Origin of the sequence: Nonomuraea pusilla, from assembly GCF_900109355.1 — a bacterium.
Taxonomy (GTDB): Bacteria; Actinomycetota; Actinomycetes; order Streptosporangiales; family Streptosporangiaceae; genus Nonomuraea; species Nonomuraea pusilla.
In genome coordinates, this window is record NZ_FOBF01000003.1 from 269,413 (window position 1) to 293,361 (window position 23,949).

The 23,949-nt window shown below is 73.7% G+C and carries 17 protein-coding genes; 8 read left to right on the top strand and 9 right to left on the bottom strand.

The genetic code is table 11. From position 1 onward, the window contains the following. The first annotated feature begins 67 nt into the window (after positions 1 to 67). Positions 68 to 1,570: an alpha/beta hydrolase family protein gene (locus BMX74_RS07210; protein ID WP_055505791.1), complete on the top strand. Its 1,503-nt coding sequence runs from the start codon at positions 68 to 70 to the stop codon at positions 1,568 to 1,570. Positions 1,571 to 1,595: 25 nt separating this feature from the next. Here BMX74_RS07210 and BMX74_RS07215 read toward each other — a convergent pair whose 3' ends face one another. After that, a complete protein-coding gene (locus BMX74_RS07215; protein ID WP_055506324.1) occupies positions 1,596 to 2,522 on the bottom strand; it encodes an alpha/beta hydrolase in 927 nt (308 codons plus the stop codon). Between the two features lie 310 nt (positions 2,523 to 2,832). Between BMX74_RS07215 and BMX74_RS07220 the strand changes: the two genes are divergently transcribed. Next, positions 2,833 to 4,251 carry an LCP family protein gene (locus tag BMX74_RS07220; protein ID WP_091099142.1) on the top strand — a complete coding sequence of 473 codons (1,419 nt, stop codon included), beginning with the start codon at positions 2,833 to 2,835 and terminating at the stop codon, positions 4,249 to 4,251. A gap of 62 nt (positions 4,252 to 4,313) precedes the next feature. Here the strand turns inward: BMX74_RS07220 and BMX74_RS07225 are convergent, their stop codons facing one another. From BMX74_RS07225 to BMX74_RS07235, 3 genes are all read right to left on the bottom strand, one after another. Further along, complete coding sequence (locus tag BMX74_RS07225) at positions 4,314 to 5,318, bottom strand: enolase C-terminal domain-like protein (RefSeq protein WP_177227269.1); 1,005 nt, start codon at positions 5,316 to 5,318, stop codon at positions 4,314 to 4,316. Between the two features lie 13 nt (positions 5,319 to 5,331). Further along, positions 5,332 to 6,711: an MFS transporter gene (locus tag BMX74_RS07230; RefSeq protein ID WP_063792216.1), complete on the bottom strand. Its 1,380-nt coding sequence runs from the start codon at positions 6,709 to 6,711 to the stop codon at positions 5,332 to 5,334. A gap of 73 nt (positions 6,712 to 6,784) precedes the next feature. Continuing rightward, the gene (locus BMX74_RS07235; RefSeq protein ID WP_091099146.1) at positions 6,785 to 7,519 is read right to left on the bottom strand and encodes a TetR/AcrR family transcriptional regulator; all 735 of its coding nucleotides are present in this window, start codon (positions 7,517 to 7,519) and stop codon (positions 6,785 to 6,787) included. Between the two features lie 114 nt (positions 7,520 to 7,633). On the opposite strand from BMX74_RS07235, the gene BMX74_RS07240 reads away from it, so the two are divergent. Next, positions 7,634 to 9,073 (top strand): DHA2 family efflux MFS transporter permease subunit, encoded by a 1,440-nt coding sequence (locus BMX74_RS07240; RefSeq protein ID WP_091099542.1) that lies wholly within the window; start codon positions 7,634 to 7,636, stop codon positions 9,071 to 9,073. A 36-nt stretch (positions 9,074 to 9,109) separates the two neighbouring features. Here BMX74_RS07240 and BMX74_RS07245 read toward each other — a convergent pair whose 3' ends face one another. The 5 genes from BMX74_RS07245 to BMX74_RS07270 are packed head-to-tail and all read right to left on the bottom strand — an operon-like array spanning position 9,110 to position 16,888. Continuing rightward, positions 9,110 to 10,360, bottom strand: coding sequence for a VWA domain-containing protein (locus tag BMX74_RS07245; protein WP_091099148.1), 1,251 nt, complete (start codon positions 10,358 to 10,360; stop codon positions 9,110 to 9,112). Next, positions 10,353 to 13,001 (bottom strand): DUF5682 family protein, encoded by a 2,649-nt coding sequence (locus BMX74_RS07255; RefSeq protein ID WP_256256814.1) that lies wholly within the window; start codon positions 12,999 to 13,001, stop codon positions 10,353 to 10,355. Before BMX74_RS07255 ends, BMX74_RS07245 begins: the two co-directional genes overlap by 8 nt. After that, the gene (locus BMX74_RS07260; RefSeq protein ID WP_091099151.1) at positions 12,998 to 14,062 is read right to left on the bottom strand and encodes an ATP-binding protein; all 1,065 of its coding nucleotides are present in this window, start codon (positions 14,060 to 14,062) and stop codon (positions 12,998 to 13,000) included. Before BMX74_RS07260 ends, BMX74_RS07255 begins: the two co-directional genes overlap by 4 nt. Next, positions 14,059 to 15,429: a DUF5691 domain-containing protein gene (locus BMX74_RS07265; RefSeq protein WP_091099152.1), complete on the bottom strand. Its 1,371-nt coding sequence runs from the start codon at positions 15,427 to 15,429 to the stop codon at positions 14,059 to 14,061. The genes BMX74_RS07260 and BMX74_RS07265 overlap by 4 nt, the downstream gene beginning before the upstream one ends. A 28-nt stretch (positions 15,430 to 15,457) precedes the next feature. After that, positions 15,458 to 16,888 (bottom strand): SWIM zinc finger family protein, encoded by a 1,431-nt coding sequence (locus BMX74_RS07270; RefSeq protein WP_256256815.1) that lies wholly within the window; start codon positions 16,886 to 16,888, stop codon positions 15,458 to 15,460. A 116-nt stretch (positions 16,889 to 17,004) separates the two neighbouring features. Here BMX74_RS07270 and BMX74_RS07275 point away from each other — a divergent pair, with 116 nt between their 5' ends. From BMX74_RS07275 to BMX74_RS07295, 5 genes are all read left to right on the top strand, one after another. Then, positions 17,005 to 18,312: an ABC transporter substrate-binding protein gene (locus BMX74_RS07275; RefSeq protein ID WP_091099155.1), complete on the top strand. Its 1,308-nt coding sequence runs from the start codon at positions 17,005 to 17,007 to the stop codon at positions 18,310 to 18,312. Positions 18,313 to 18,382: 70 nt separating this feature from the next. Next, positions 18,383 to 19,279, top strand: a complete 897-nt coding sequence (locus tag BMX74_RS07280; RefSeq protein ID WP_082535292.1) for a carbohydrate ABC transporter permease — start codon at positions 18,383 to 18,385, stop codon at positions 19,277 to 19,279. Then, complete coding sequence (locus tag BMX74_RS07285) at positions 19,276 to 20,085, top strand: carbohydrate ABC transporter permease (RefSeq protein WP_055505801.1); 810 nt, start codon at positions 19,276 to 19,278, stop codon at positions 20,083 to 20,085. Before BMX74_RS07280 ends, BMX74_RS07285 begins: the two co-directional genes overlap by 4 nt. 15 nt (positions 20,086 to 20,100) lie before the next feature. Beyond that, entirely contained in the window at positions 20,101 to 20,646 is a 546-nt protein-coding gene (locus tag BMX74_RS07290) for a cupin domain-containing protein (protein ID WP_337959840.1), read from the top strand. Between the two features lie 27 nt (positions 20,647 to 20,673). Beyond that, positions 20,674 to 23,928 carry an NACHT domain-containing protein gene (locus tag BMX74_RS07295; protein WP_091099157.1) on the top strand — a complete coding sequence of 1,085 codons (3,255 nt, stop codon included), beginning with the start codon at positions 20,674 to 20,676 and terminating at the stop codon, positions 23,926 to 23,928. Positions 23,929 to 23,949: the final 21 nt, after the last annotated feature.

A 23,949-nucleotide genomic window follows, 5' to 3' on the forward strand; every position in this document is an offset into this window, starting at 1 on the left:
CAGCGGCCCCACGCGCCGGGAGTAGGCTGGAAGATCAGCGGGCAAACCAACGCACATGGGGAGGCCTATGCGCACTGGCCGTGGCACCTTGAGCGTCGCCGCCGGCCTGGTGCTGGTGGCTCTCGCGTCGGTCGGTTACGTGCTGCCGCCGCCGTTCGACCCGCAGCCGCTGAAGGCGGACCAGACATTCCAGTCGATCCCGGCGCAGCCGGCGAGCGAGGTCAGGCCGGTTCCCGCCATCACGTCGTTCCGCGCGGAGGACGTGTCGCTGCCCGCCGAGGGCCAGCGGCTGGAGGGGACGGTCCGGGCGCCGCTCACGCCGGGACGGCACCCGGCGATGGTGTTCGTGTCGGGGTCGGGCAACGGCTCGCGGACGGAGTTCACGCCGCAGGCGGAGTTCCTGTCCAGGGCGGGCGTCGTGACGCTGGCGTTCGACAAGCGGTCGGTCGGCTACACCTTCCGTGACAGGGACTTCTCCTTGCTGGCCGACGACGCGCTGCGCATGGTGGAGTACCTGCGGACGCGTCCGGACGTCGATCCCGCCCGGGTCGGGGTGTGGGGGGTGAGCGAGGGCGGCTGGGTGGTGCCGATCGCGGCGGCCAAGAGCAGCTCGGTGGGCTTCGTGGTGCTGGTGTCGTCGCCGAACGTCTCGCCGCTGCGCCAGGTGGCCTGGGCGCTGAACGAGCAGCTCCTCAGGCTGCACGCCCCGGTCGGCGCGCGCGACCTGCTCACGCGGGCGATGGGCGCGGTGGGCTTCACCTTCCTCAGGTACGACGCCATGCCCGCGCTGCGCCGCGTCAGGCAGCCGGTGCTGGCCTTCTACGGCACGACGGACCCGTCCATCCCGTTCGTGGAGTCGACGCAGGCGCTGATCACCGGCCTGAAGGAAGCGGGCAACGAGGACTACACCATCCGCTTCATGGACAAGGGCGACCACGCCATGCGGATCAACGGCGGCCCGTTCACGCGTGGCTACCTGGAGACGATGGGCAACTGGATCCTCGGCCTCCCCGGCACGGCCAGGCCCGCCGTCCACCTGGCGGGCGCCACGCCGGTGCAGCGTCTCCAGGCGACGGACGTGCCGGCCGCCCCCTGGTACGCGGGCGGCACGATGCTGGGCCTGACGATCTGCCTGGCGGTCGTGGGGTACGTCGCGGGGCCGGTGGCGGCGATGGTGGTGCGGCTGCGCGGGCGGAGCGGTCGCGGCCGGCGCACGGCGGAGGCGAACGCGGAGCTGTGGCCGCCGATCAGGCGCAGGCTGTACCGCATGGGGTGGACGGGCGTGGGGCTGCTCGCGTCGGTGGTGGCGTTCATCACGCTGCTGGTGCTGTTCTCGGTGAACCAGGCGGGCGCCTGGCCCGCGGTGCTCGCGGGCTGGCTCGTCGTGCGCGTGCTGGCGGTGCTGATGCTGGTGCAGGAGGTCACGGCGGTGGCGGCGTTCGTGTCGGCGCTGCGCGAGGGCATGCGGCCGGGCCGCCGGCAGCACGTCGCGGTGGCGGGCGTGCTGGGCGGCACCGGCCTGCTGCTGGTGGCGGCCGCGTACTACGGGCTCTTCGCGTTCCCCTGGTGACCCCGTACCGGGAGGGGCGCGGCTGTCAGGCCGCGCCGTCCTCGTGTCCCGGGTGGACGTAGGCCCGCATCCACCGGTCGATCTCGGCGAACACCTGCTTGCGCACCGGCTCGGCCGACAGCACCAGGTCGTGCACGCCGTCGCGGACGCGCACGCAGGTGACGTGCGGGCCGATCGCGGTGGCCCAGCGGGCGATCTGCCGCGGGTCGAGCACGACGTCGGACGTGCGGGCCTCGGGCACGAAGTCCTTCACCCGCAGCCCGTCGGCGGAGGCGAGCACGAGGACGGGCACGTCCACGCCGAGCCCGGCGTGCAGCCTGCGCTGCGCCCGCCTGATGGCGGCCAGCCAGGTGGCGTGCACGGAGAACCCGCCGAGGGGCTTCAGGTCCAGGTCGTAGTCCCATTCGCCGTGCTCGCTGAGGTGCAGGGACCGCCCGTAGGCGGTGCTGATCCCGAGGGGCAGCGGGCGGCGCACGTACGACAGCGGGGTCTTGAGCAGGTCGGCGGCCAGGCGGAGCGGCGCGGGCACGTTCAGGTCGAGGAACGGGCTGTTGAGGACGAGCCCCTGGACGAGGCCGCGCCCGCGCACCCGGTCGGCCCACAGTGAGGCGACGAGCCCGCCGGTGGAGTGGGCGTTGATCGTCAGCTCGTCGTGGTCGCGTCTGATGAGGCGGACCGCCTCGTCGATCTCGGGGAAGTACTCGGTGACGCTCCTGACCAGGCCCCTGGTCTGGTGCGGCAGCAGCGAGCGGCCGTACTTGCGCAGGTCGAGGGCGTAGAAGTCGACGCCGCGGCGGACGTAGTGCTCGGCCAGGTGGTCCTGGAAGAAGTAGTCGGTGAAGCCGTGGACGTAGAGGACCGCCCGGCGCGACCCGGCCGTGCTGGAGATGAGGGTGGCGACGACCTCGCCCTCGTAGTCGGGCGGCATGGGGAGGACGGTGGTCTCGTACATGCTGGTCACCATGGGGATCGTCGGGCCGGGGCGGCGTTACGGGCGGCGCGGGGGCCGGACGCGGGGACCAACTCGCCGCGCGTGGCGAAGGTGAGGGCGTTCGGCCGGCGGGAACGGTTGAATGTGATGGTGGCGACACGCTGCGTCACACCGTACTCGATCTCAGAGGACGCCATGCCCGAATCTTATTCGGGCGCGGATGTTCACCCTCCCATAAACACATATTTCGCATTCGGTGCGTAGGCTGCCGCCTCAGCCTACGGAGAAGTTCACGGGGAACGGGGATGTCGTGCGGCAGGCAAGAGAACCGGTGAGCGCGGGCGCGCTCCTCGGCTGGCTGGTGCTCGCGGCGCTGGCGCCGGGGGCCGCCCACCTGCGCGCCGGATGGCGCAGGACGGGGCTGGCGCTGCTCGGCGTGTACGCGGCGGTGCTGCTCGGGCTGCTGGCCGTCGTGCTGACCACCGACAACCTCCTCGGCGCGCTCACCCAGGACTCCTGGCTGACATCGATCATCGTGCTCGCCGCGGCGCTGGGCGTGGCGTGGTTCGCGCTCGTCGTCCACTCGTACGCGGTGCTCCGGCCGGGGCGCCTGCCGCAGAACACGCAGCTCGTCACCGGCACGCTCGCGGGCCTGCTCGCCGTGGCCGTGACGGTGCCGTTCGGGGTGGTCGCGCAGTACGTCTGGACGTCCCAGCAGACGATCAACGGCATCTTCGCCGAGCCCGAGGCCACGGCGTCGTCCCCGCCGAGCCCCGGCGCGGCCCCCGACGACCCGTGGGGCGGTCGCCGCCGCGTCAACATCCTGCTGCTCGGCGGCGACGCCGACGACAACAGGACCGGCGTGCGCACCGACAGCATGAACCTGGCCAGCGTGGACGTCAGGACCGGCAACACCGTCCTCCTCAGCCTGCCGCGCAACCTGGAGAACGTCCGCTTCCGTCCCGGCACGCCGATGGCCAGGCGCTTCCCGAACGGCTTCCGCCTGCCCCGCGACCCGGGCGGCGGGCGCAGCGACCTGCTCAACAGCGTGTGGGAGTACGCCGACGGGCACCCCGAGCTCTTCGACGGCAGGCAGCACCAGGGCCCGAAGGTGCTCATGGACACCATCGGCTACACCCTGGGCCTGCGGGTCGACTGGTACGCCCTGGTCAACATGTGGGGCTTCGCCCGCCTGATCGACGCGATCGGCGGCGTCACCATCACCGTCGAGCAGGACGTCGTGTTCGGCAAGTACAACGAGGGCCTGGTCAAGGCGGGCACGCGCAGGCTGAAGGGCGCCGACGCGATGTGGTACGCCCGCTCGCGCACCTTCAGCGACGACTACACCCGCATGCGCCGCCAGCGCTGCGTGCTCGGCGCGCTGCTCGACCAGGCCGACCCGGCGACGGTGCTGAGCAGGTTCAACCGGATCGCGCTCGCCACCAAGGAGCTGATCAGGACCGACATCCCGCGTGACATGCTGCGCGAACTCGTGCCACTCGCGCTGAAGGTCAAGAACGCCAAGGTGTCGAGCGTGCAGTTCGTGCCGCCGGTCATCAACACCGGCTACCCCGACTGGGAGAAGATCCGGCGCATCACGGCGAAGGCCGTCGAGGACGCCGCCGGCTCACGCCCGGCCGTGGCGGCCTCAGCGGGCCCGTCGCCGAGGAAGACCGCCAACCCCGACGAGCGGCAGAGCCAGAAGCCGGGCCCCGCCAAGGGCCTGACGGAAGGCTGCGGCACCCTCTGACCGTCCACCCCAGGGCCGGGCCTGCCCCACCCCACCGGCTGTCCGAGTGGATCGCCTGGGTGTCACGCGTGGAACGATTCCTTCGCCAGGCGGTGGACGCGGGCCTCGTCGATCGTGTGGCCCAGGCCCGGCTGGGTGAACGGGACCGCGATGACGCCGCCGTTCGCCCCCACGATCGGCGTGACGATCTGGTTGTTGCGCGGCGGCTGCGTGACGTCGCACGGCAGCGTGCATCCCGGCATGCTGGCCACCGCGACGGTCGCCGCCCGCGCCAGCCCGGCGCCCTGGCCGCCCGCGCACTGGATGTCCCAGCCCGCCGCGGCGGCGCGGTCGTGCGCCCTGCGGGCCTCCGACAGCGAGGGGAACGCGGTGGGGCGCAGGAGCAGCACGCGCGCGGCCCGAAGGGTGAGGTAGTCGTCGAGCTGGGCGGCCGAGCGGGCCTCGACGGCGACCGAGGCGGCCACCTGGTCCTGGAGCGAGGCGTGGGCGTGGAGGTCGTCGATGGCGAAGGGCCGCTCGATGACCTCCAGCCCGTACGAGTCGAGGGCGACGAGCTGGCCGAGGTCGGTGTAGGCGTTGCCGCAGTCGACGGCCAGGGTCAGCGCCGGATACGCCTGCCGCACGGCGCGTACCGCCTCGACGTCCCAGCCGGGACGGATGTCGAGGGTGACGTGCCCGTAGCCGGCGCAGACCTGCTGGTTCACGCGGGAGACGAGGCTCTCGATGGACGAGTCGGGCGCGAGCCGCACGGTGGCCATGAGCGAGGTGCGGGTGCCGCCGATGGCGTGGGCGAGCGGGACGCCGCGCATGCGGGTCCACAGGTCCCAGCAGGCCATGTCGACGGCGGAGTCGCCGCTCGGGACGGCGTCGGGATGCTCCCAGTCCACGCCGATGAGGAGCGCTCCAAGCGTCTCCTCCAGCCTGGCCCACGTCTTCGGATGCGGGGAGACGGCCTCGCCCCAGCCCGTCATGCCACCGTGGTCGGTGAGCTTCACGAGCAGGCTCTCCGACCGCCTGCCGAACGGCAGGGTCAGCCGGAAGACCTCCAGCTCACGCACTCGTGGCATGTACCCCCCTTTGTCACCCGGTCCTCTCCAGTGTGCCCGCCGCGGCGGGCTGGGCAAAACGGGGAGCCAGGAACACGGCCACGACGGCCAGCACCACGGTGAAGGCGAGGCCCACGGCGTAGTTCTCGCCGGTGGCGGTGAACAGGGCGCCGCTGACGGCGACGGCGACCACGGTGAACACCGACTCGCCCACGCCGACGGCCGCGCTGTTCTGGCCCTCCTCGCCCTGCTCCGACATCTCCAGCACCAGCACCGACACGGTCGGGTGCAGGGCGCCGATGCCCAGGCCGGCGATGGCCATGGCGACGTACGCGACCGCGAGGGGCACGGCGTCCACCAGCACCAGCATGACCAGCGCGATGCCGACGGCGATCATGACGGCGCCACCGCGGATCGCGGCCAGGTGGCCGATCGTGCCGCGGCCCTTGACCCAGGAGCCGGTGGACCAGCCGAGCGCGCCGATCGTGAGCACGACGCCCGCGCCGGTGGCGCTCAGGTGCCGCTCGTTCATGAGCATGAGCGGGATGAGCACCTCCGCGGCCATCAGGGAGCCGTACGCCAGGCCGCGCAGCACGGGCGCGGTGGGCAGGCCGCGGGCGGCCCGCAGCGAGCCGGGCAGCAGCAGTCTGGGCAGCGCCACGGCGAGCAGGACCGCGCCCGCGCCCAGCAGCGGCAGGCCGGCCAGCTTGAGCGCGCTGCCGTACTGGATGAGGGCGGCGGCGACGGCGGTCACGACGGCCCACGCGATCTTGCGGCCGAGGCCGGGCGCGGGCTCGGCGCCGCCGCCCTCGACCGCCCGCCCGGCGGTGCCGCGCCACAGCAGCAGCGCGGACGGCACGACGATCAGGGAGACGCCGAGGAAGATCCACCGCCAGTCCACGTTCTCCACGACGAAGCCCGCGATCGCGGGCCCCACCATGGACGGCACCACCCACGCCGCCGAGAACAGCGCGAACACCTTGGGATGCAGCTCGCCCGGGTAGACCCGGGCGACGAGCACGTACAGCGCCACCTGGATCAGGCCCGCGCCGAGCCCCTGCACGAACCGCCCCGCGACCAGCACCTCCATCGTCGGCGCGAACCCCGCGACGAGCAGCCCGGCCACGAACGCCCCCACCCCGACGGCGATCGGCTGGAGGGGGCCGCGCACGTCGCTCCACCGGCCGCCGAGCACCGTCGCGATCACGCTGGCCGCCAGCGTGGCGCTGAAGGCCAGGTTGTACAGGTGCATGCCGCCGAGGTCGCGCGCGACGACCGGCATCGCCGTCGCCACCGCCATCGCCTCGAACGCCACCAGCATGACGAGCGCGACCAGGCCGATGCTGAGCGCGCGGTAGGGGGCCGACACCACGCCGGGGGCGGGTGCGGCAGTCGTCTCGACAGTCGTTCTCATAGGGGTGAACCTAGGGGCGCGGGCCCGGCCGCACATCGGGCCCGGGGCCTAGGCAATTGGGCCTAATGCGGGCCTAGACGTGGCTGCCGGGGGGCATGCGCGACTCCAGGCCGTCCAGGAGGAGGTCCAGCCCGAAGCGGAAGCGCGTCTCGCCGTCGTCGGCGAGCAGCGTGCCGACGTGCCGGGTCAGGTGGGGGAAGCGGTCGGGCGGCAGCGCCCGGAAGTACGTGCCGATCTGGGCGATGAAGTGCTCGAAGTACTCCTTCTCGTTCGTGATGCCGGCGGCATGCGCCCGGCTGTAGTGCAGCGACCCCTCGTACGCGTCGCCCACGATGTAGAGGACGAGCCTGTCGAAGCCGAGCGAGGCGTCGCGCGGGGCCATGCCGGCGTCGATGAGCAGGCCGAAGACGTACTCGCCGAGCCTCAGCGCGTTCTCGCCCGAGGGGATGCCGGCCATCGCCACCCTGGCGATGTCGGCGTGGGCGGCGAGCACCTGGTGCGTGCGCAGCGCGGCCTCGCGCAGTTGCTCCTTCCACCGGGACGGGTCGGGCTCGGGCAGCTGCACCTCGCCCAGCACGCGGTCGTAGAGGAGTTCGAGGAGTTCGTCCTTGTTGGCGACGTGGGCGTAGAGCGAGGCGGGGCCGGTGTCGAGCTCCTGCGCGACGCGCCTCATGCTCAGGCCCTCGAGTCCTTCGGCGTCGAGGATGCGCAAGCCGGTCTCGACGATCAACTCCTGGCTGAGCTGGGGCTTCAGGGGGCGGCGGGTCTTGCGCCAGGGCGGCGGCGGCACGTCAGCGTTGCTTCCCATGCGAACACTGTACTTGACACGAACACTGTTCGCCCTTAAAACGGTGTTCGTTGACGAACGGTGTTCGTTCTTAGAACGATGTTCCCCTCTTGCTCGAAGGAGCCTCCCGTGACGATGACCGCCCCCGTGGCCGGCGCCGTCCAGCCCTACCGATGGCGCTGGCCCGCCCTGTTCGTGATCCTCGCCGCCGAGGTCATGGACCTGCTCGACGCCCTCGTGACCACCATCGCCGCCCCCACCATCCAAAAGGACCTCGGCGGGTCGGACAGCCTCGTCCAGTGGCTCGGCGCCGGGTACACGATGGCCATGGCCGTCGGCCTGATCACCGGCGGCCGCCTCGGCGACTTGTACGGCCGCAGGCGCATGTTCCTCGTCGGCGCCACCGGCTTCACCGCCGCGTCCCTGCTGTGCGGCGTGGCCATGAGCCCCGAGATGCTCGTCGGCAGCCGCGTGCTGCAAGGACTGTTCGGCGCCGTGATGATCCCCCAGGGCCTGGGGTTGATCAAGGAGATGTTCCCGCCCGAGGAGATGGGCAAGGCGTTCGGCATGTTCGGCCCGGTGATGACCATCTCGTCCGTGGGCGGGCCCGTGCTCGCCGGCTGGCTGGTCGACGCCGACTTCTTCGGCACCGGCTGGCGCATGATCTTCCTGATCAACCTGCCCATCGGCCTGGCCGCCGCCCTGGCCGGGCTGCGCTTCCTGCCCGAGCGCCGCCTGTCCGACGCGACCCGGCTCGACCTGGTCGGCGTGCTGCTCGTGTCCGTCGCCTCCGTCCTGCTGATCTACCCGCTCATCCAGGGCCGCGAGCTGGACTGGCCCGCCTGGACCTTCGTCTCCATGGCCGCCTCCGCCGTCGTGTTCGCGCTCTTCGGCCGGTACGAGGCCCGCCGCTCCGCCTCCGGCAAGGACCCGCTCGTCACCCCCAGCCTGTTCCGCAAGCGGGCGTTCACCGGCGGCATGGTCGCCGGGCTGGCCTTCTTCTCCGGCATGATCGGCCTCAGCCTCGTCTTCAGCCTGTACACCCAGCTCGGCCTCGGCTACAGCCCGCTCAAGGCCGGCCTGACCGGCCTGCCGCAGGCGATCGGCGGCGTCGTCGGCTTCGGCCTGGCGATGTCGGGCCTGCGCGAGAAGCTGGGCCGCGGCCTGCTCCAGATCGGCGTCGTCGTCATGGCGGCCGGAGCCGCCGTGCTCGGCCTCACCATCCACCTGGCCGGGCTCGACGTCGGCCCGTGGCAGCTCGCCCCCGGCCTGCTCCTCGTCGGCGTCGGCATGGGCCTGACCATGGCGCCGTTCTTCGACATCGTCCTGGCCGGCGTCGAACCCCGCGAGTCCGGCTCCGCCTCCGGCACGCTCACCGCCGTCCAGCAGCTCGGCGGCGCGCTCGGCACGGCCGTGCTCGGGACGCTGCTGTTCAACCTGCTCAAGCACCAGTGGAGCTTCGGCGCCGCCATGCAGGCCGCCGTGTGGGTCGAGATCGGCCTGCTCGCCCTGACCTTCGCGCTGTCCTTCCTCCTCCCCCGACACCCCGTCCCCGAGCAGCAGGCGGCCCACTGACCCGCCCGGTCCGGACGTCCCGCGCGGGCGCACGGGTCACGGATGGCGCGGCTGCAGGTGGCGTTCCGACCAGGCGGCGAGGTCACGGCGTTCGAGAGCGGCCGCCATCAGGTCGGGGAACGCGTCCGGCGTGCACGCGAACGCGGGCACGCCCATCGCCGCCAGCGCCGCCGCGTTGTCGTGGTCGTAGAACGGCGCCCCCTCGTCCGACAGCGCCAGCAGCACCACCACCTGAACGCCCGCCTGCGTCATCGCGGCCACCCTGCGCAGCATCTCGTCCTTCACGCCGCCCTCGTACAGGTCGCTGACCAGGACGACCACAGAGTCGGCCGGCCTGGTGACCAGGCCCTGGCAGTAGGCGAGCGCCCTGTTGATGTCGGTGCCGCCGCCGAGCTGCGCGCCGAACAGCAGCTCGACCGGGTCGTGCAGCCGGTCGGTGAGGTCCACCACGGACGTGTCGAACACCACCAGCGACGTCCTGAGCGACCGCATCGACGCCAGCACCGCCCCGAACACCGACGCGTACACGACAGAGGACGCCATCGACCCGCTCTGGTCGACGCACAGCACCACCTCGCGCCGCACCGCCCGCTGCCTGCGGGCGTGGCCGACCAGCCGCGACGGCACCACCGTGGAACGCTCGGGCATGTAGTTCCTCAGATTCGCCCGGATCGTACGGTCCCAGTCGACGTCCGCGGCGCGGCGCGGGCGGTGGGTCCGGGCCGAGCGGTCGAGCGCCCCCGTGACGGCCGACCTCGTCCTCTGCGCCAGCCGCCGCTCCAGCTCCCGCACCACGGACCGCACCACGGCCCGCGCCGACTCCCTCGCCCTGTCGGGCATCACCCGGTTGAGGGCCAGCAGGGTGCCCACCAGGTGGACGTCCGGCTCGACGGCCTCCAGCAGCTCGGGCTCCAGCAGGAGCCTGGTGAGGTCGAGCCGTTCGAGGGCGTCCTTCTGCATCACCTGGACGACGGTGGAGGGGAAGTACGTCCTGATGTCGCCCAGCCAGCGCGCCACCCGGGGCGCCGACGCGCCCAGACCGCCCTCGCGGCCGTCGCCGTCGCCGTCGCCGTAGACGGCCGACAGCGCCCGATCCAGCTGGACGTCACCGCCCCGCAACGCGACCCCGGTGCCGTCGGCGCCGCCCCCGCCCAGCACCAACCGCCACCGCCGCAGCCGCTCCCCCTCGCCTCCGCCGCCATCGCACCCGTCGGCCGAGCGGCCGACGCTCTCCAGCCCGCCGCCGTCCGGGTGGCCGGTCTCCGCCTCGTCGCCGGTCTCAGTCATGCCTTCTCCCCAGGATCGCCAGCACGGTGGCCACGGCGCCGGCGGCGCGGCGCTCGTCCAGGTCGCCTCCGCCGGACCGAGGCGCCGCCCGTACGCCGCCGGGCCCCGACGCCCGTACCCGCTCGCCGATCGCGCGGCGTTCCGGCGCCGCGAACCCGGCGAACGTACGCCGCAGCAGCGGCAGCGCCTGCGTGAACTCCTCGCCCGTGAGACCCGTCAGCCAGCGGTCGACCAGGCCGAGCAGGCGCTGGTCGTGCACCAGCAGCAGCCCGCCCCCCGACAGGAACCCCTCGACCCAGGCCGCCACCCGCGCCGGCCCCTGCCCACGGGACGTCGCCCTGGACAGGCGGTCGGCGGCGTCGTCGAGTTCGCCGTCGTCGAGCAGGATCCGGGTCAGGCGGCCCTCGACGAGCCCGTGGAGGTCCTGCCGGTCGCACAGCCCGCGCAGCGTGGCGACCCACCGCTCCCGCCCGTCGCCCCCCAGCGCGCCCGCCCCGGCACGGCGTCCCTCCCCCGCGACAACCCGGCCCCCCGAGCCGGCCGGATCCGCCGACACGAGATCACCCCCCTGGGCAAGGCGCCCCCGGCGGTCTCCCTGGGTAAGGCCGTCCGGCGAGGCAGCGCCGTCCGGGGGCACGGGGGCGTCCGCCGGGGCCGCCGGGGCCGCCCGGCCCGCCCCCTCCACGGGCACAGCCCCATCCAGCGGGGCAGCCCCTCCCCGCGGGGCAGCCCGTCCCGGCCGGGCAGCCCGTCCCGGCGGGGCAGCGCCGTCCGGGGGCACGGGGGCGTCCGCCGTGGCAGGCGGGTCTGCTGGGGCGGTGCCGTGTTCTGGCCCGGGAGGCGACAGGAGGGCCACTGCGGTGTGGACGGCGTCGATGTGGGTCAGCAGGCGCGTCGCCGCCTCGTCGTCGAGGCCGGTCACGGCCACCGGCAGGCCGACGCGGATGCGGTCGAGCATCGACTCGACGATCGCCGCCAGCCCTTCCGCCGAGGTGCCGCGCACGTCGCCGTACCGAAGGGCTCGCACCATCGCGGGCAGCGCCGCCATCAGGCGGGTGACGTCGGTGTCGAGCGCCGCCTTGGCCGACAGCGCGGCCAGCACGCCGGGCAGCGCCTCGGGCAGGTGGGCCAGCAGGCAGTGCTCGACCAGCGCGGTGAGGTCGGCCAGCGCCGCCGTGCCCTCCGCCGCCAGCTCGGACGCGTGCTGAGCGGCCGCCGCCGCGACCGTTGTGCCCAGCGCGGCGCGTTCGACGAGCGTGAGGTCGTGCTGCGGCTCCCAGCGCAGCGTCCAGGTCTCCCTGAAGGTGCCCTTGCCGCGCGACTGCTCCGGCGTGCCCCAGCCGACGCCGAGCAGCCGCAGCCGGTGCAGCAGCTGGCTGCGGCCGAGGTCGAGGGGTTTGCGCAGGTCGAGCTGGAGCTCCCGGTCGAGCGCCTCTGGCTTGAGCCTGAGCCGCCGCTGCTGGTCGCGCAGGTCGCGCTGGAGCGGCACCATCGGCGTGCCGTCGCTGACGCGGCCGAGCCGGTCGCCGACGACCATGCGGCGCCTGATCAGCTCGACGGCGAGGTCGTCGCCCTCGCACAGGACGGCCCTGGCCGCCTCGGTGACCTCGCCCAGCCCGGCGAGCGGCCTGCCGCGCAGGGCGGCCAGGCCCTCCGCGAGGCGTACGGACTCGATGACGTGCGCCGACGAGACGGCGATGCCCTCGTCGCGCAGGGTGGCGGCGGCGTCGGTGAGCCACCGCTCCACGGGACGGTCGGGCGCGGCGAACAGATGGTGGTACCAGCCCGGCGAGGTGACGCCCGCGCCGTAGCCGCTGCGCGCGGCGAGCCTCCCGTACGTCCACGGCACCCAGGTCAGCTCGGCCTTGACCTTGGGCAGGCCGCGCAGCAGGGCGTTGTCGGCGGCGACCGGGGGCGGCGGGCCGGTCAGCGCGGGAACGTGCCACGCCCCGCACACCACCGCGACGCGCCGGAACCCCTCCTTCAGCGCGGCGCGGACGGTCCTGCGCATGTACGCCTCACGCCTGGCCTCGCCGGGACCCGGCTCGTACCCCTGCCTGACGGCGGCCATGGCCTCGGCGATCACCGCGAACGGGGTGTCGCCGCGGTGCTCGACGACGTCCTCCCACCAGTGTTCAGGGTCGTCGTAGCCGGCGGCGCGGGCGAGCGCCCCGACCGGATCGCCGCCGGGCCCGGCGTCGCCCTGCCCACCAGGCCCGCTCCCGCCTCGCCCGCCCGGCGCGTGCTCGCCCCGCCCGGTCTCGTCGCGGCCGTCGGGTACGTCGTCGGCGGGCTCGGCCAGTGAGTGCGCCGCGGGCAGGTCGCAAAAGCGCGCCGGCACGCCCGCCTCGGCCGCGTACAGGAGGGCCTGCCACTCGGGCGAGAACACCGCGAACGGCCAGAAGGCGGCGCGTGCCGTGCGGCCCGGCCCGCCGGGCACGTGCGCCAGCAGCGCCACGGGCGGCTCCAGCTCGGGCGCGAGCCCGGCGAGCGCGTCGGCCTCGGGCGGCCCCTCGACGAGCACCAGGTCGGGACGGAGCCGCCCCAGCTCGGCCCGCACCGCGCGCGCCGACCCCGGCCCGTGGTGGCGCACCCCGAGCACGGCGACGTCCGCGCGGGACGTGACCCGGCCCGCGCTCATGACACCTCGCGGCAGGCTCGGTAGAAGTCGCGCCAGTCGCCCCGCTCGCGGACGACCGTCTCGAGGTACTCCCGCCACACCACCCGGTCGGACACCGGCTCCTGGACGACGGCGCCCACGATCCCGGCGGCGACGTCGGACGGCCGCAGCACCCCGTCGCCGAAGTGCGCGGCCAGCGCGATGCCGTTGGTGAGCACGGAGATGGCCTCGGCCGTGGACAGCGTGCCGCTCGGCGACTTGACCGTGGTGCGGCCGTCCTCGGTGACTCCCGCGCGCAGCTCGCGGAAGACCGTCACGACGCGGCGGATCTCGTCCATGCCGGTGACGGTCTCGGGCAGTTCGAGCGCGCGGCCGAGCTGGGCGACCCTGCGGGCGACGATCTCGACCTCCTCCTCGGCGGTGGCGGGCACCGGCAGCACGACCGTGTTGAACCGGCGGCGCAGCGCGCTGGACAGCTCGTTGACGCCCCGGTCGCGGTCGTTGGCGGTGGCGATCAGGTTGAAGCCGCGCTCGGCCTGCACCTCGCGGTTCAGCTCGGGGATCGGCAGGGTCTTCTCCGACAGCACCGTGATCAGGGCGTCCTGGACGTCGGACGGCATGCGGGTCAGCTCCTCGACCCGGGCGACGCGCCCCTCCGCCATGGCGCGCATGACAGGGGACGGCGTGAGCGCGTCGACGGACGGCCCCTCGGCCAGCAGCCTGGCGTAGTTCCAGCCGTAGCGGACGGCCTCCTCGGCGGTGCCCGCCGTGCCCTGCACGAGCAGGGTCGAGTCGCCGCTGACGGCGGCGGCGAGGTGTTCGGACAGCCACGTCTTGGCCGTTCCGGGCACGCCGAGCAGGAGCAGGGCGCGGTCGGTGGCGAGCGTGGCCACGGCGACCTCGACGACGCGGCGCGGCCCGATGTACTTGGGGCTGATCGCGTCGCCGTCGCCCAGGACGTACCGGGTGACGGCCCAGGGCGACAGCCGCCATCCCGGGGGTCTCGGCCGGTCGTCGTCCTTGGCCAGGAGGGCGAGCTCCTCGGCGTACTGGTCTTCCGCGTGCGGGCGCAGCACGGTCATCGAAGCTCCTTCAGCATGTCGGCTCGGAACCGCAGCAGCGCGGCGACCCGCCGGACGGGTTCGACGGGCGAGTAGCTGAACACGAGCGGGTACAGCCCCGGGTCGATGCGCTCGCCCGCGAGCCTGACCAGCTCGCCGAGGTTCCACGGCTGGTGGACGTTCACCTGGATGATCTTGCGGAGGACGGCCGTGGCGAGGCCCTCGCGCCACGGCGACGACACGCCGCCGAGCACCATGATCAATTGGCTGTCGAGGTCGTGCTTGTTCACGAAGGCGGCGGCGAGGTCCTGCTGCTCGGCGGGCGGCAGGGAGTCGAGCAGGTCGGCGATCGGGTCCCAGGCGAACATCGCGCGGGCCCACTCCGGATCCCTCTGCAGCACGGCGCCGCGCACCCACGCGGCCTTGATCTCGGAGTCCCATTCGGGGATGCGCATCGCGAGCAGCTCGGCCGGCGGGCGCGCCCAGACGCCCAGCGGGGCGCGCGCGACGACCTGCTGCAGCCACCACGCCCGCTCCCCGATGCCGCGCGGCGGCTTGGCCCTGACGCCGTCGCGCTCCATGCCGCGGTCGCAGGCCTCCGGCGGCTCCACCGCGATGACGTTCCCCTCGACGGACACGCAGGCCAGGGCCCGCTCGGCCATCCTGCGGGCCAGGCGTGAGGCGGGCAGGCGGGTGAGCAGGTTCGCGGCGGCCTGGCGCACCTCCCTGCGGCGGTCGTCGAGCACCGACTCGAGGAACGGCTCGTCGGCCATGCTCAGGCCGTCGGCCAGCACCTCGACGAAGCGGGCGCGGTCGTCGGGCGTCTCGCGCTCCCAGCCGCCGCGCAGCAGCTCCCTGGCGCGCGCGGGGTCGGCGGCGCGCAGCCCGCGCAGGTGGGCGAGCCGGTCGGCGGCGCCGCCCAGCTCCCAGGTCTCGCCGGTGGGCTCCTCCAGGAGGTACGCCCACTCGGGATTGCGCCCGGCGAGCCACCGGCCGCGCCGCCCTGCCAGCACGCCGAGGTGCTCGCGGATCGAGCGGTCGCGCCTGCCGCGTTCGAGCAGCTCGGGCAGTACGAACGGCGGCACCCTCCGCCCCGTCGCCGCCGCGGCGGCCAGCCACTCGGGCAGCAGCCTGCCGTGATCACCGCTCAGAATGCCGACCAGCCGCTCGGCCGCCCGCCTGGAGACGGCGGGCCGCTCCTCCAGGGGCGCGGCCTCCCGAGCCCCGTCAGGCCGCCCCTGGTCAGGTGCGGGATCGGTGGCGACGGCGGGGCGCTGCCCCGCGCGCCGCCGCACCACCTCGACCGCGGCGTCGGCCAGCAGATCTCCCCGGTACGGCCTCCTGGCGGTGCCGACCAGCGCCGTGGACGCGAGGTCCTCCCAGCTCATCTCGTCGCCCCTTCCCTCGTGCGCGGCCTCACAGGGTCACCACCGTGCCGTCGTCGTCCCAGGTGGTCAGGGGGCGCAGGCCGAGAGGGGTCCATTCGGCGGCCACCGTGAGCGGGCGGCCGCCGGAGACGGCGATCAGCCGCCACGGGTCGCGGGCCCGGGGGTGCAGCGGGAGGCCGCCCAGCGCGGCCCGCTCCGGCACGACCCCGGACAGGACGAGCGGCCACGAGTCGGTCCACGGATCGCCGGCCAGCGCCTCGGCCACCTCGTCGAGAGCCGCGTCGACGCCGAGCCCGGGCGGCGGCCCCTGCGCGGGTGCGGCGGCGCCCGGCTCCTCAACGGGCTGGTGGCGGGTGGCGACGAGGGCGCGCAGGGGCGCCGCCCCCGGGTAGAAGGCGAGGCCGGCGTCGACGGTCGTGCCCGTGACGAGGGACGCGTCGAGCTCCTGGCCCGGCGCGGCGAACGACAGCACCAGCGCGGGCCGCCCGGTCTGCCTGCCGCGCAGCCAGACCCGCCGCGAGGCGAGGCGGTCCTGCTCCTCGTCGCGCCTGCCGATGACGTCCCACAGGTCGCGGACCACGGGCCCGGCGAGCACCTCCTCCCGCGCCACGGGGAACCCGCAGCGGCTCAGGACCGTCCTGGCCAGCGGGGCGGGCAGCTCGGCGCGCCGCCTGTAGGCGACGGCGAGGAGGTCGAGCAGGGCGTACTCCTCCAGGAGGCGTTGGGGCCAGCCGGGCTCGGACCGGACCCCGGCCAGGCGGGAGACGACGCCCGCGACGCCGGGCGCCTGGGCGTCGACCAGGCGTTTGGCCAGGCCGTCCCAGTCGTGCTCCGCCGTGGACGCGAGCCCCTGGCGCACCTGGTCGGCCAGCCACCGCTCCAGCTCGGCGAGCCCCGCGGCCACCCGCCCGTGCCGCGCGGACTCGCCCCCGGCTCGCCCCCGCGGCCCGCCCGGCTGGGAGGTGACCGGCCGCGGGGCCCGTGCGGGCTCGGACGGGACGCCGGCCCCCGTGGCGGCGTCGCGCCGGAGCCCGGGGCCCTGGCCGGTGGCCGGTTCTCCCTGCCCGCCGGCCGCCTCCGGCCCGGCGGCCCGGGAGGACCGGGCCGCCGGGCCGGAGGCGGGTGTGAGGCGCTTCTCCGCCCACTCCGGCGCGTACGGCGCCTCAGGAACCCCGCCCGACGACCACAGGAGCAGCAGCCCGAGGACGTGCTCGCACGGGGACTCGCGCCCGGGGCAGGTGCACTGGTACGCGGGCTCGCCCAGGTGGACGCACGCCTGGTAGCGCCCGGACGAGCCGCCCAGGCACTCCCCGAACACGACCCCGCCCGCGGCGCCGTGGCCCGCCCGCAGCCCGTACGCCACCCACCGGCCGGGCGCGGCGACGACCTGCGCGGCGTTCCTGGACGGCGCGTCGGGGGCGAGGGCGAGCACCTGCTCGCGGCTCCACCGTTCGATCACCCGACGGACAGTAGCGAGCCGGACCGACATTTCCCGAGGGTCTGGCGCCGGAGCCAAGGCGCGTCTATTGTATTCAAAACTCATTATGCAGGACATGACATAGCACAGGATGCGATGTGAAGACAACCCATGTCATCGCCGCGCTGACCGCCGGTCTGACGCTCAGCGCATGTGCCACGGGCGGGGCCCCGGCCAAGGAGGCCCCGAAGCTCGCGCAGCCCTCGGCGGCAGCGAAACTGTCCGGAAAAATCGAGATCTGGTCCTGGGACGTCGCCGCGAAAGCACTCCAGCGGCTGGCCCCCGAGTTCGAGAAGGAGCACCCCGGCGTCGAGGTCGACGTCCGCGACATCGGCTACGACAACGCCTACGACAAGATCACCGTCGGCCTGAAGTCAGGTTCCGGCCTGCCCGACGTCATCACCCTGGAGGACACCGCCATCGCGGGCTATGCCGAGAACTTCCCCGGCGGCCTGGTGGACCTCACCCCCGTCGCCGCGAAGTACAAGGCCGACTTCGACCCCGCCAAGTGGGCCGCAGCCTCCAACGCCAAGGGCCTGTACGCGCTCCCCTGGGACTCCGCCCCCGTCGGCCTGTTCTACCGGCGCGACTACTTCCAGCAGGCAGGCGTCGACCCGGAGTCCGTCGCGACCTGGGACGACCTGGTCAAGGCCGGCGAGAAGATCAAGCAGGCGACCGGCAAGCGGCTGTTCGTGTCCGACCTGACGAACCCCGCCGCCTTCACCACCCTCCTCCAGCAGCTCGGCCAGGGGTACGTCAAGAACGGCGAGGTCGCGGTGGCAAGCCCTGCCGCCGTCCGCGCGCTCACCCTGCTCAAGACCCTCAAGGACAAGGACCTCCTGCAGAACGAGAAGGGCTGGGACGGCCGCGTCAGCGCCACCAAGCAGGGCAAGGCCGCCACCCAGCCCACCGCCGCCTGGTGGACCGGCACCCTCACCGGCGAGATGCCGGAGCTGTCGGGCAAGTTCGGCGTCATCCCGCTGCCCGCCTTCGACCCGGGCGGCGCCCGCACCTCCGCCAACGGCGGCTCCGCCCTGTCGATCACCGCGCAGACGCGGAACCAGGACCTGGCCTGGGCGTTCATGGAATGGCTCCTGGCCGGCAAGGACCGCCAGGTGTCGATGATGCGGACCGAGTCGCTGTTCCCCGCCTACCTGCCGGCGCTGGCCGACCCGTACTTCGACGAGCCGCAGCCGTACTTCGGCGGGCAGAAGGTGAACCGGCTCTTCGCCGACCAGGTCCGCCACATCCCGCCCGTGGAGCTGAGCGGCGACGACAAGCAGGCGGAGGAGCTGCTGAAGAAGGCGGTGCCCGGCGTGCTGCTGAACGGCGCCGACCCCAGGACGGCGCTGGACGAGGCCGCGCGGCAGCTCGCCGCGGCGACCGAGCGCAAGGTGGCCTCATGACCGGCCTCCCCGCGGCCCCCGCCGGGACCGCCCGGCCCGGAGGGTTCACCCCCTCCGGCGGGGAGGCGACGTGACGGCCGCCCACAGCGCTCCCGTCGCCGCCCCGGCCGTCGGGCCGCGGGCCCCGGCGGCCTGGCGCAGGCGGACCGTCCCGTGGGTGTTCGCCGGGCCCGCGGCGGCCCTGCTCGGGCTGTTCTTCGCCTACCCGCTGGCCGCGTCCCTGCTGCAGAGCCTGCAGACGGAGGACGGCGGGCTCGGGTTCGGCCACTACGCCAGGCTGGCCGGCGACCCGTCGTTCCTGCGGTCTCTGCTGAACGCGGGCCTGATCCTGGTCGTCCAGGTGCCCGTCATGATCGGCGTGGCCACGGTGCTCGCGTACGCGCTCAACCAGTCGTGGCTGCGCTTCCGCGCGACGCTGCGCGCCGCCTACTTCCTGCCCGCCGTGACGACGCTGGTGGCGTACGCGGTGGTGTTCCGCGTGCTGCTGCGTACCGAGGGCGGCGCGGTGAACCAGGTGCTCGGGACGCAGGTGGACTGGCTGAACGACCCGTTCTGGGCGCGGGTGGCGCTGATCGGCTCGATCACCTGGCGGTGGGCGGGCTACAACGCGGTCATCCTGCTGGCCGGGCTCCAGGCGATCGGCCGTGAGCAGCACGAGGCCGCCGCGATCGACGGCGCGGGCCCGCTGACGGCGTTCACCCGGGTGATCCTGCCGCAGCTCAAGCCGGTGCTGCTGTTCTGCTCGATCACCTCCACCATCGGGACGCTCCAGCTCTTCGACGAGCCGATGGTGCTGACCGGCGGCGGCCCCGGCGACGCCACGCTGACGCCGATCCTCTACCTGTACCAGGTGGGCTTCCGGCAGTTCGACTTCGGCTACGCGGCGGCCATCGCGTGGGCCGTGGTGGTGCTCATCGGCGGCCTGTCGTGGCTGCAGTTCCGCTACGTGGGGAGGGAGCGCGCGTGAGGCGGGCCCTGGTCGCGGCCGTGCTGGCCGTGGGCGCCGTGGTGAGCGTCCTGCCGTTCTACTGGATGGTGGTGGCGGCCACGCACGACGGCGGCGAGCTGTTCGCCTCTCCCCCGCCGTTCCTGCCGGGCGCCGAGCTGATGGCGAACCTGGCCAGGCTGGAGGAGAGCGTGCACTTCGGCAGGGTGCTGGCCACCAGCGTGTGGACGGCGCTCGTCTACACCGCGCTCAGCTCCCTCGTGTCGGCGATGTGCGGGTACGGCCTGGCGAAGTACCGGTTCAGGGGACGGGGCGTGCTGCTCGGGGCGGTGCTGGCCACCATGATGATCCCGTTCCAGGTGCTGCTCGTGCCGCTGTTCCAGATGATGGCGAGCGTCGGGTGGGTGGACACCTACCAGTCGATCGTCATCCCGTTCCTGGCGAACTCGTTCGGGATCTTCCTGATGCGGCAGGCGTTCCTCGGCTTCCCCGACGCGCTGCTGGAGAGCGGGCGCCTCGATGGGGCGGGCGACCTGCGGATCTTCTACCGGATCGTGCTCCCGTGCGTGCGCCCGCAGCTCGGGGCGCTCGTCATCTTCACCTTCATGTCCCAGTGGAACGCCTTCATCTGGCCGCTGCTGATGCTGAACTCGGAGGAGCGCTACACGGTGCCCGTGGCGCTGAACCACCTCATCGGGCTGTCGCACGTCGACTACGCGGGGCTGATGCTGGGCGCGTTCCTCGCCACGCTGCCGCTGATGCTGGTCTTCCTGCTGTTCCAGCGCCAGTTCGTGTCCGGGTTGCTGGGGGGCGCGGTGAAGTCCTGACCGTACAATCGCCGGGTGGAGCTGAGGATCTATCCTGACGGCCCGTCCTTCGAGGTGGGCGACGAGGCCGAGGCGCTGGCGGCCCCGTACGAGGGGCAGCTCGTCCTCGACGGCACGCGCTTCCTGCGCAGGGACGTCACGGGAGCGCCCGTGGCCTTCGCCGAGCGCCCGCCGATCGCCGCGGCGCTCGACCTGCTCCCCCACCCGGAGGGCGGCTGGTTCAGGGAGACCTGGCGGGCGGGCGCGTCGTTCACGCCGGAGGGCTATCCGGGCGAGCGGGCGAGCGCCACCGGCATCTACTTCCTGCTCATGCCGGGCGAGGAGTCGGTGCCGCACGTGGTCCGCTCGGACGAGGTCTGGCTGTGGCACAGGGGCGGGCCGCTCACGCTGACGGTGGGCGACGCCGAGGTCACGCTCGGGCCGCTGGTCGAGGACGGCCAGGTGCCGCAGGCGGTGGTGCCGGGCGGCGTGTGGCAGTCGGCCCGCCCGGCGGGGCCCGAAGCGGTCCTCGTGAGCTGCGTCGTCTCGCCGGGCTTCGACTTCGCCGATTTCACCGCCTGAACGATCGCATGCCCGTATATAAGAGGCATGCCGGGGATTGAAGCGGCGGTGGCCGCGGCGGGGAAGGCGATCGCGGAGCGGGCCGCGCGCGAATGGCTGGCCACCCGCGCCGCGCGCAGGGACCGCGCCTCCGACCTGAAGGACCTCGTCCAGAGCGGCTTTCGCGACAGGATCGCCGCCAGGAAGTTCGCCAACCAGCTCGAAGGCGTCGCGCTCGCCGTCGAGGGCCGCCTGAGCAGGCTCGTCGAGCAGGAGTTCGCCGGGCTCGGCGAGTCCGCGCGCGCCGCCGTGCTGCTGGACGTCGTCGCCGCCCTGCGCGCCGCCGACCTGTCGGACGCCGCGCTGTTCGACGCCGACGCCGACCCCGCCGAACTCGCCGGGCGCGTCGTCGCCGGGCTTCCCGCGCCCGCCGGGCTGGGCGAGGCCGAGCAGCGCCTGTACGGCATCCTGCTCGCCGAGTCCGTGGACTGCCTCGCCGCCATGATGCGGCAGCTCCCCCAGTTCCTGCCCAGGGCCGCCACCGAGAGCCTGGCCCGGCTGAGCGGCCTGGCGGAGGGCGTGGAACGGCTGCTCGCCCGCCTGCCCGCGCGCTCGCTGGAGGCCCCGGAAGGCAGCCAGGACGACGCCGCGTACGAACGTCTCTACCTGGGCTTCGTCAGCCGGGCCCTGGACGAGGTCGAGCTGTTCGGCGTCCGCGTCGAGAACTTCAGACCGCGTACCTCCCTGAGCGTCGCCTACATCAGCCTCGGCGTGCTGGCGGACGAGCGCGGCCCCTCGCCACGGCCGGAACGGCTGTCGCCCGCCTCGCTCACCGGGCGGCAGGACGTCCGCCACGGCACCGAACGCGTCGAGCGGGCGCTCGGCCGCTCCCGCCTGGTGCTGCTGCGCGGCGAGGCCGGCTCGGGCAAGAGCACGCTGCTGCGCTGGCTCGCCGTCACCGCCGCGCGCGGCGGCTTCACCGACGCCCTGGAAGGCTGGAACGGCTGCGTCCCCCTGATGATCAAGCTGCGCAGCCACGCGGGCGGGAGGTTCCCCGCGCCCCGGGAGTTCCTGGACGACGTCGCCCAGGAGGTGGCCGGGCGCATGCCGCGCGGCTGGACCGAGCGGGTGCTGGAGTCGGGCCGGGCGCTGCTGCTCGTGGACGGCGTGGACGAGCTGCCGCCCGGCCACCGCCCGGCCGCGAGGGAGTGGCTGTCGAGGCTGCTCAAGGCGTACCCGGCGACGCGGGTGGTGGTGACCTCGCGCCCGACCGCCGCCGACGCCCGCTGGCTGCGGGACGAGGGGTTCGCCCCGGCGATGCTGGAGCCGATGACGCCCGAGGACCTGCGCGAGCTGGTGCGTCAGTGGCACGTCGCCATGCGCGACTGCCCCAGCCTGCCCTGCGACGCCGCGGAGCTGGAGGGCTACGAGGCCGCGCTGCTCGCCCGCATGGAGGCCCACCCGCACCTGCGCGTCCTCGCCTCGACCCCGCTGCTCGCCGCCATGCTGTGCGCACTCAACCTCGACCGCCGCACCCACCTCCCACGCAGCCGCATGGGCCTGTACGAGGCCGTGCTCGACCTGCTCCTCGACCGGCGCGACGCCGAACGCCGCATCGCCGACGAGGTGTCGCTCGATCCCGAGCAGAAGGTGTGGATCCTGCGCGACCTGGCCTGGCGGCTGGTCTCCATGGGACGTTCTGAGCTGTCGAAGGCCACGGCGCTGCGGCGGGTCGAGCAGAAGCTCGCCTCGATGACGCGGATGCCGTACGCGGCCGGGGACGTCCTCGACCACCTGCTGCGCCGCAGCGGGGTGCTGCGCGAGCCCGTGCCGGGACGGGTGGACTTCGCGCACAGGACCGTCCAGGAGTACCTGGCCGCCGGGCAGCTCGTCGAGGACGAGGACGTCGAGGCGGCGGTCGAGCGGGCGCACCTCGACCAGTGGCGCGAGGTCGTGGTGATGGCCGCCGGGCACGCCGGGGCCCGGCTGCGCGGGGAACTGCTCGCGGGGCTGCTCGACCGCGCCGACCGGGGCGGCAGGCACGCCCGCAGGCTGCGGCTGCTGGTGGCGGCCTGCCTGGAGACGGTGCAGGAGATCCCGGTGGCGCTGCGCGGCAGGATCGAGGGGTGCCTGGCCCAGGTGATCCCGCCGCGCACGGCGGACGAGGCGCGGACGCTGGCGGCGGCGGGCGAGGAGATCCTGCGCCGGCTGCCGGACGACCTGTCGGGTCTGCCTGAGCGGGCGGCGGCGATGACGGTCAGGACTGCCTGGCTGATCAACGGCGAGGAGTCGCTGACCAAGCTGTCCCGCTACGCCTCGGACGGGCGGGAACCGGTCCGGTCACAGCTCCAGGAGGGCTGGCTGTTCTACGACGCGAACACCTACGCGCGCCGGGTGCTGACCGGCTTCCCGATCTTGCAGGTGCAGAGCACCAGGCAGTTGCGCGGTCTGGCTCACCTGGGTGGAGCGGAAGAGCTGACCGTCGAGGGCGATGAGCCGATCACCGACCTCGGCTTCCTGCGACACGTGCCCCGGCTGCGACGATTGGAGTTCGACATGCTCGCCGTGAAGGGGCTCGACGAGGTGGCGCCCCTGAGGGAGCTGCGTCGCCTGTGGATCTCCATGCAGACGGCGCGCCCCGTTGATGTGAGAGCGGTCGAGCACTTGCGGCAGCTCAAGGAGCTCTGGCTGTGGCGGGTCATCCTGGATGATCTTGACTTCATGGACCGCCTGCCCCGGCTGCTCAGACTGGGTCTCCTGCTGCCCTCGACCACCCCGGCACGCTGGGCGGAGTCCTTGGCCGGTCAGGACGAGCTGCGCATGCTCTCCCTCCGAGGAGTCGGGCGGGCCCTGCCTTCGGAGGTCTTCGCCCGCATGCGGGCGCTGCAGTCGCTGGCGCTGCATTCGGTGCCAACGGCCGCCCCGTGTCTGGAGGCCCTGGCCGAACGGCCGATCAACTGGCTCTCCCTCTCCCGTGCGGATCTAGATGATCTGCGGCTGACCTCCTCCTTCCCTCTGAAGTACCTCAGCCTCAGTCAGATGGAGCCGCTGCGGGACCTGTCGCCGCTGCGGGGGCAGGAGGCGCTCAACCGGGTGGAGCTGGTCGGGTGCCCGCGAGTGACGGATCTGGCGCCGCTCGCCGATCTGCCCGCGCTGACCAGCCTGCACCTCGCCGGGCTGCCCGGGGAGGTCGATCTCGCGCCGCTGGCCGGGAAGGCCGGGCTGACGGTCGAGCTGGGCGAGGGGCAGCGGGTCGCGAACGAGCGGCTGGTCAGGGGAACGGTGAAGATCAAACGGTTCTGATGCGGCCGTACTTGGGTTTTT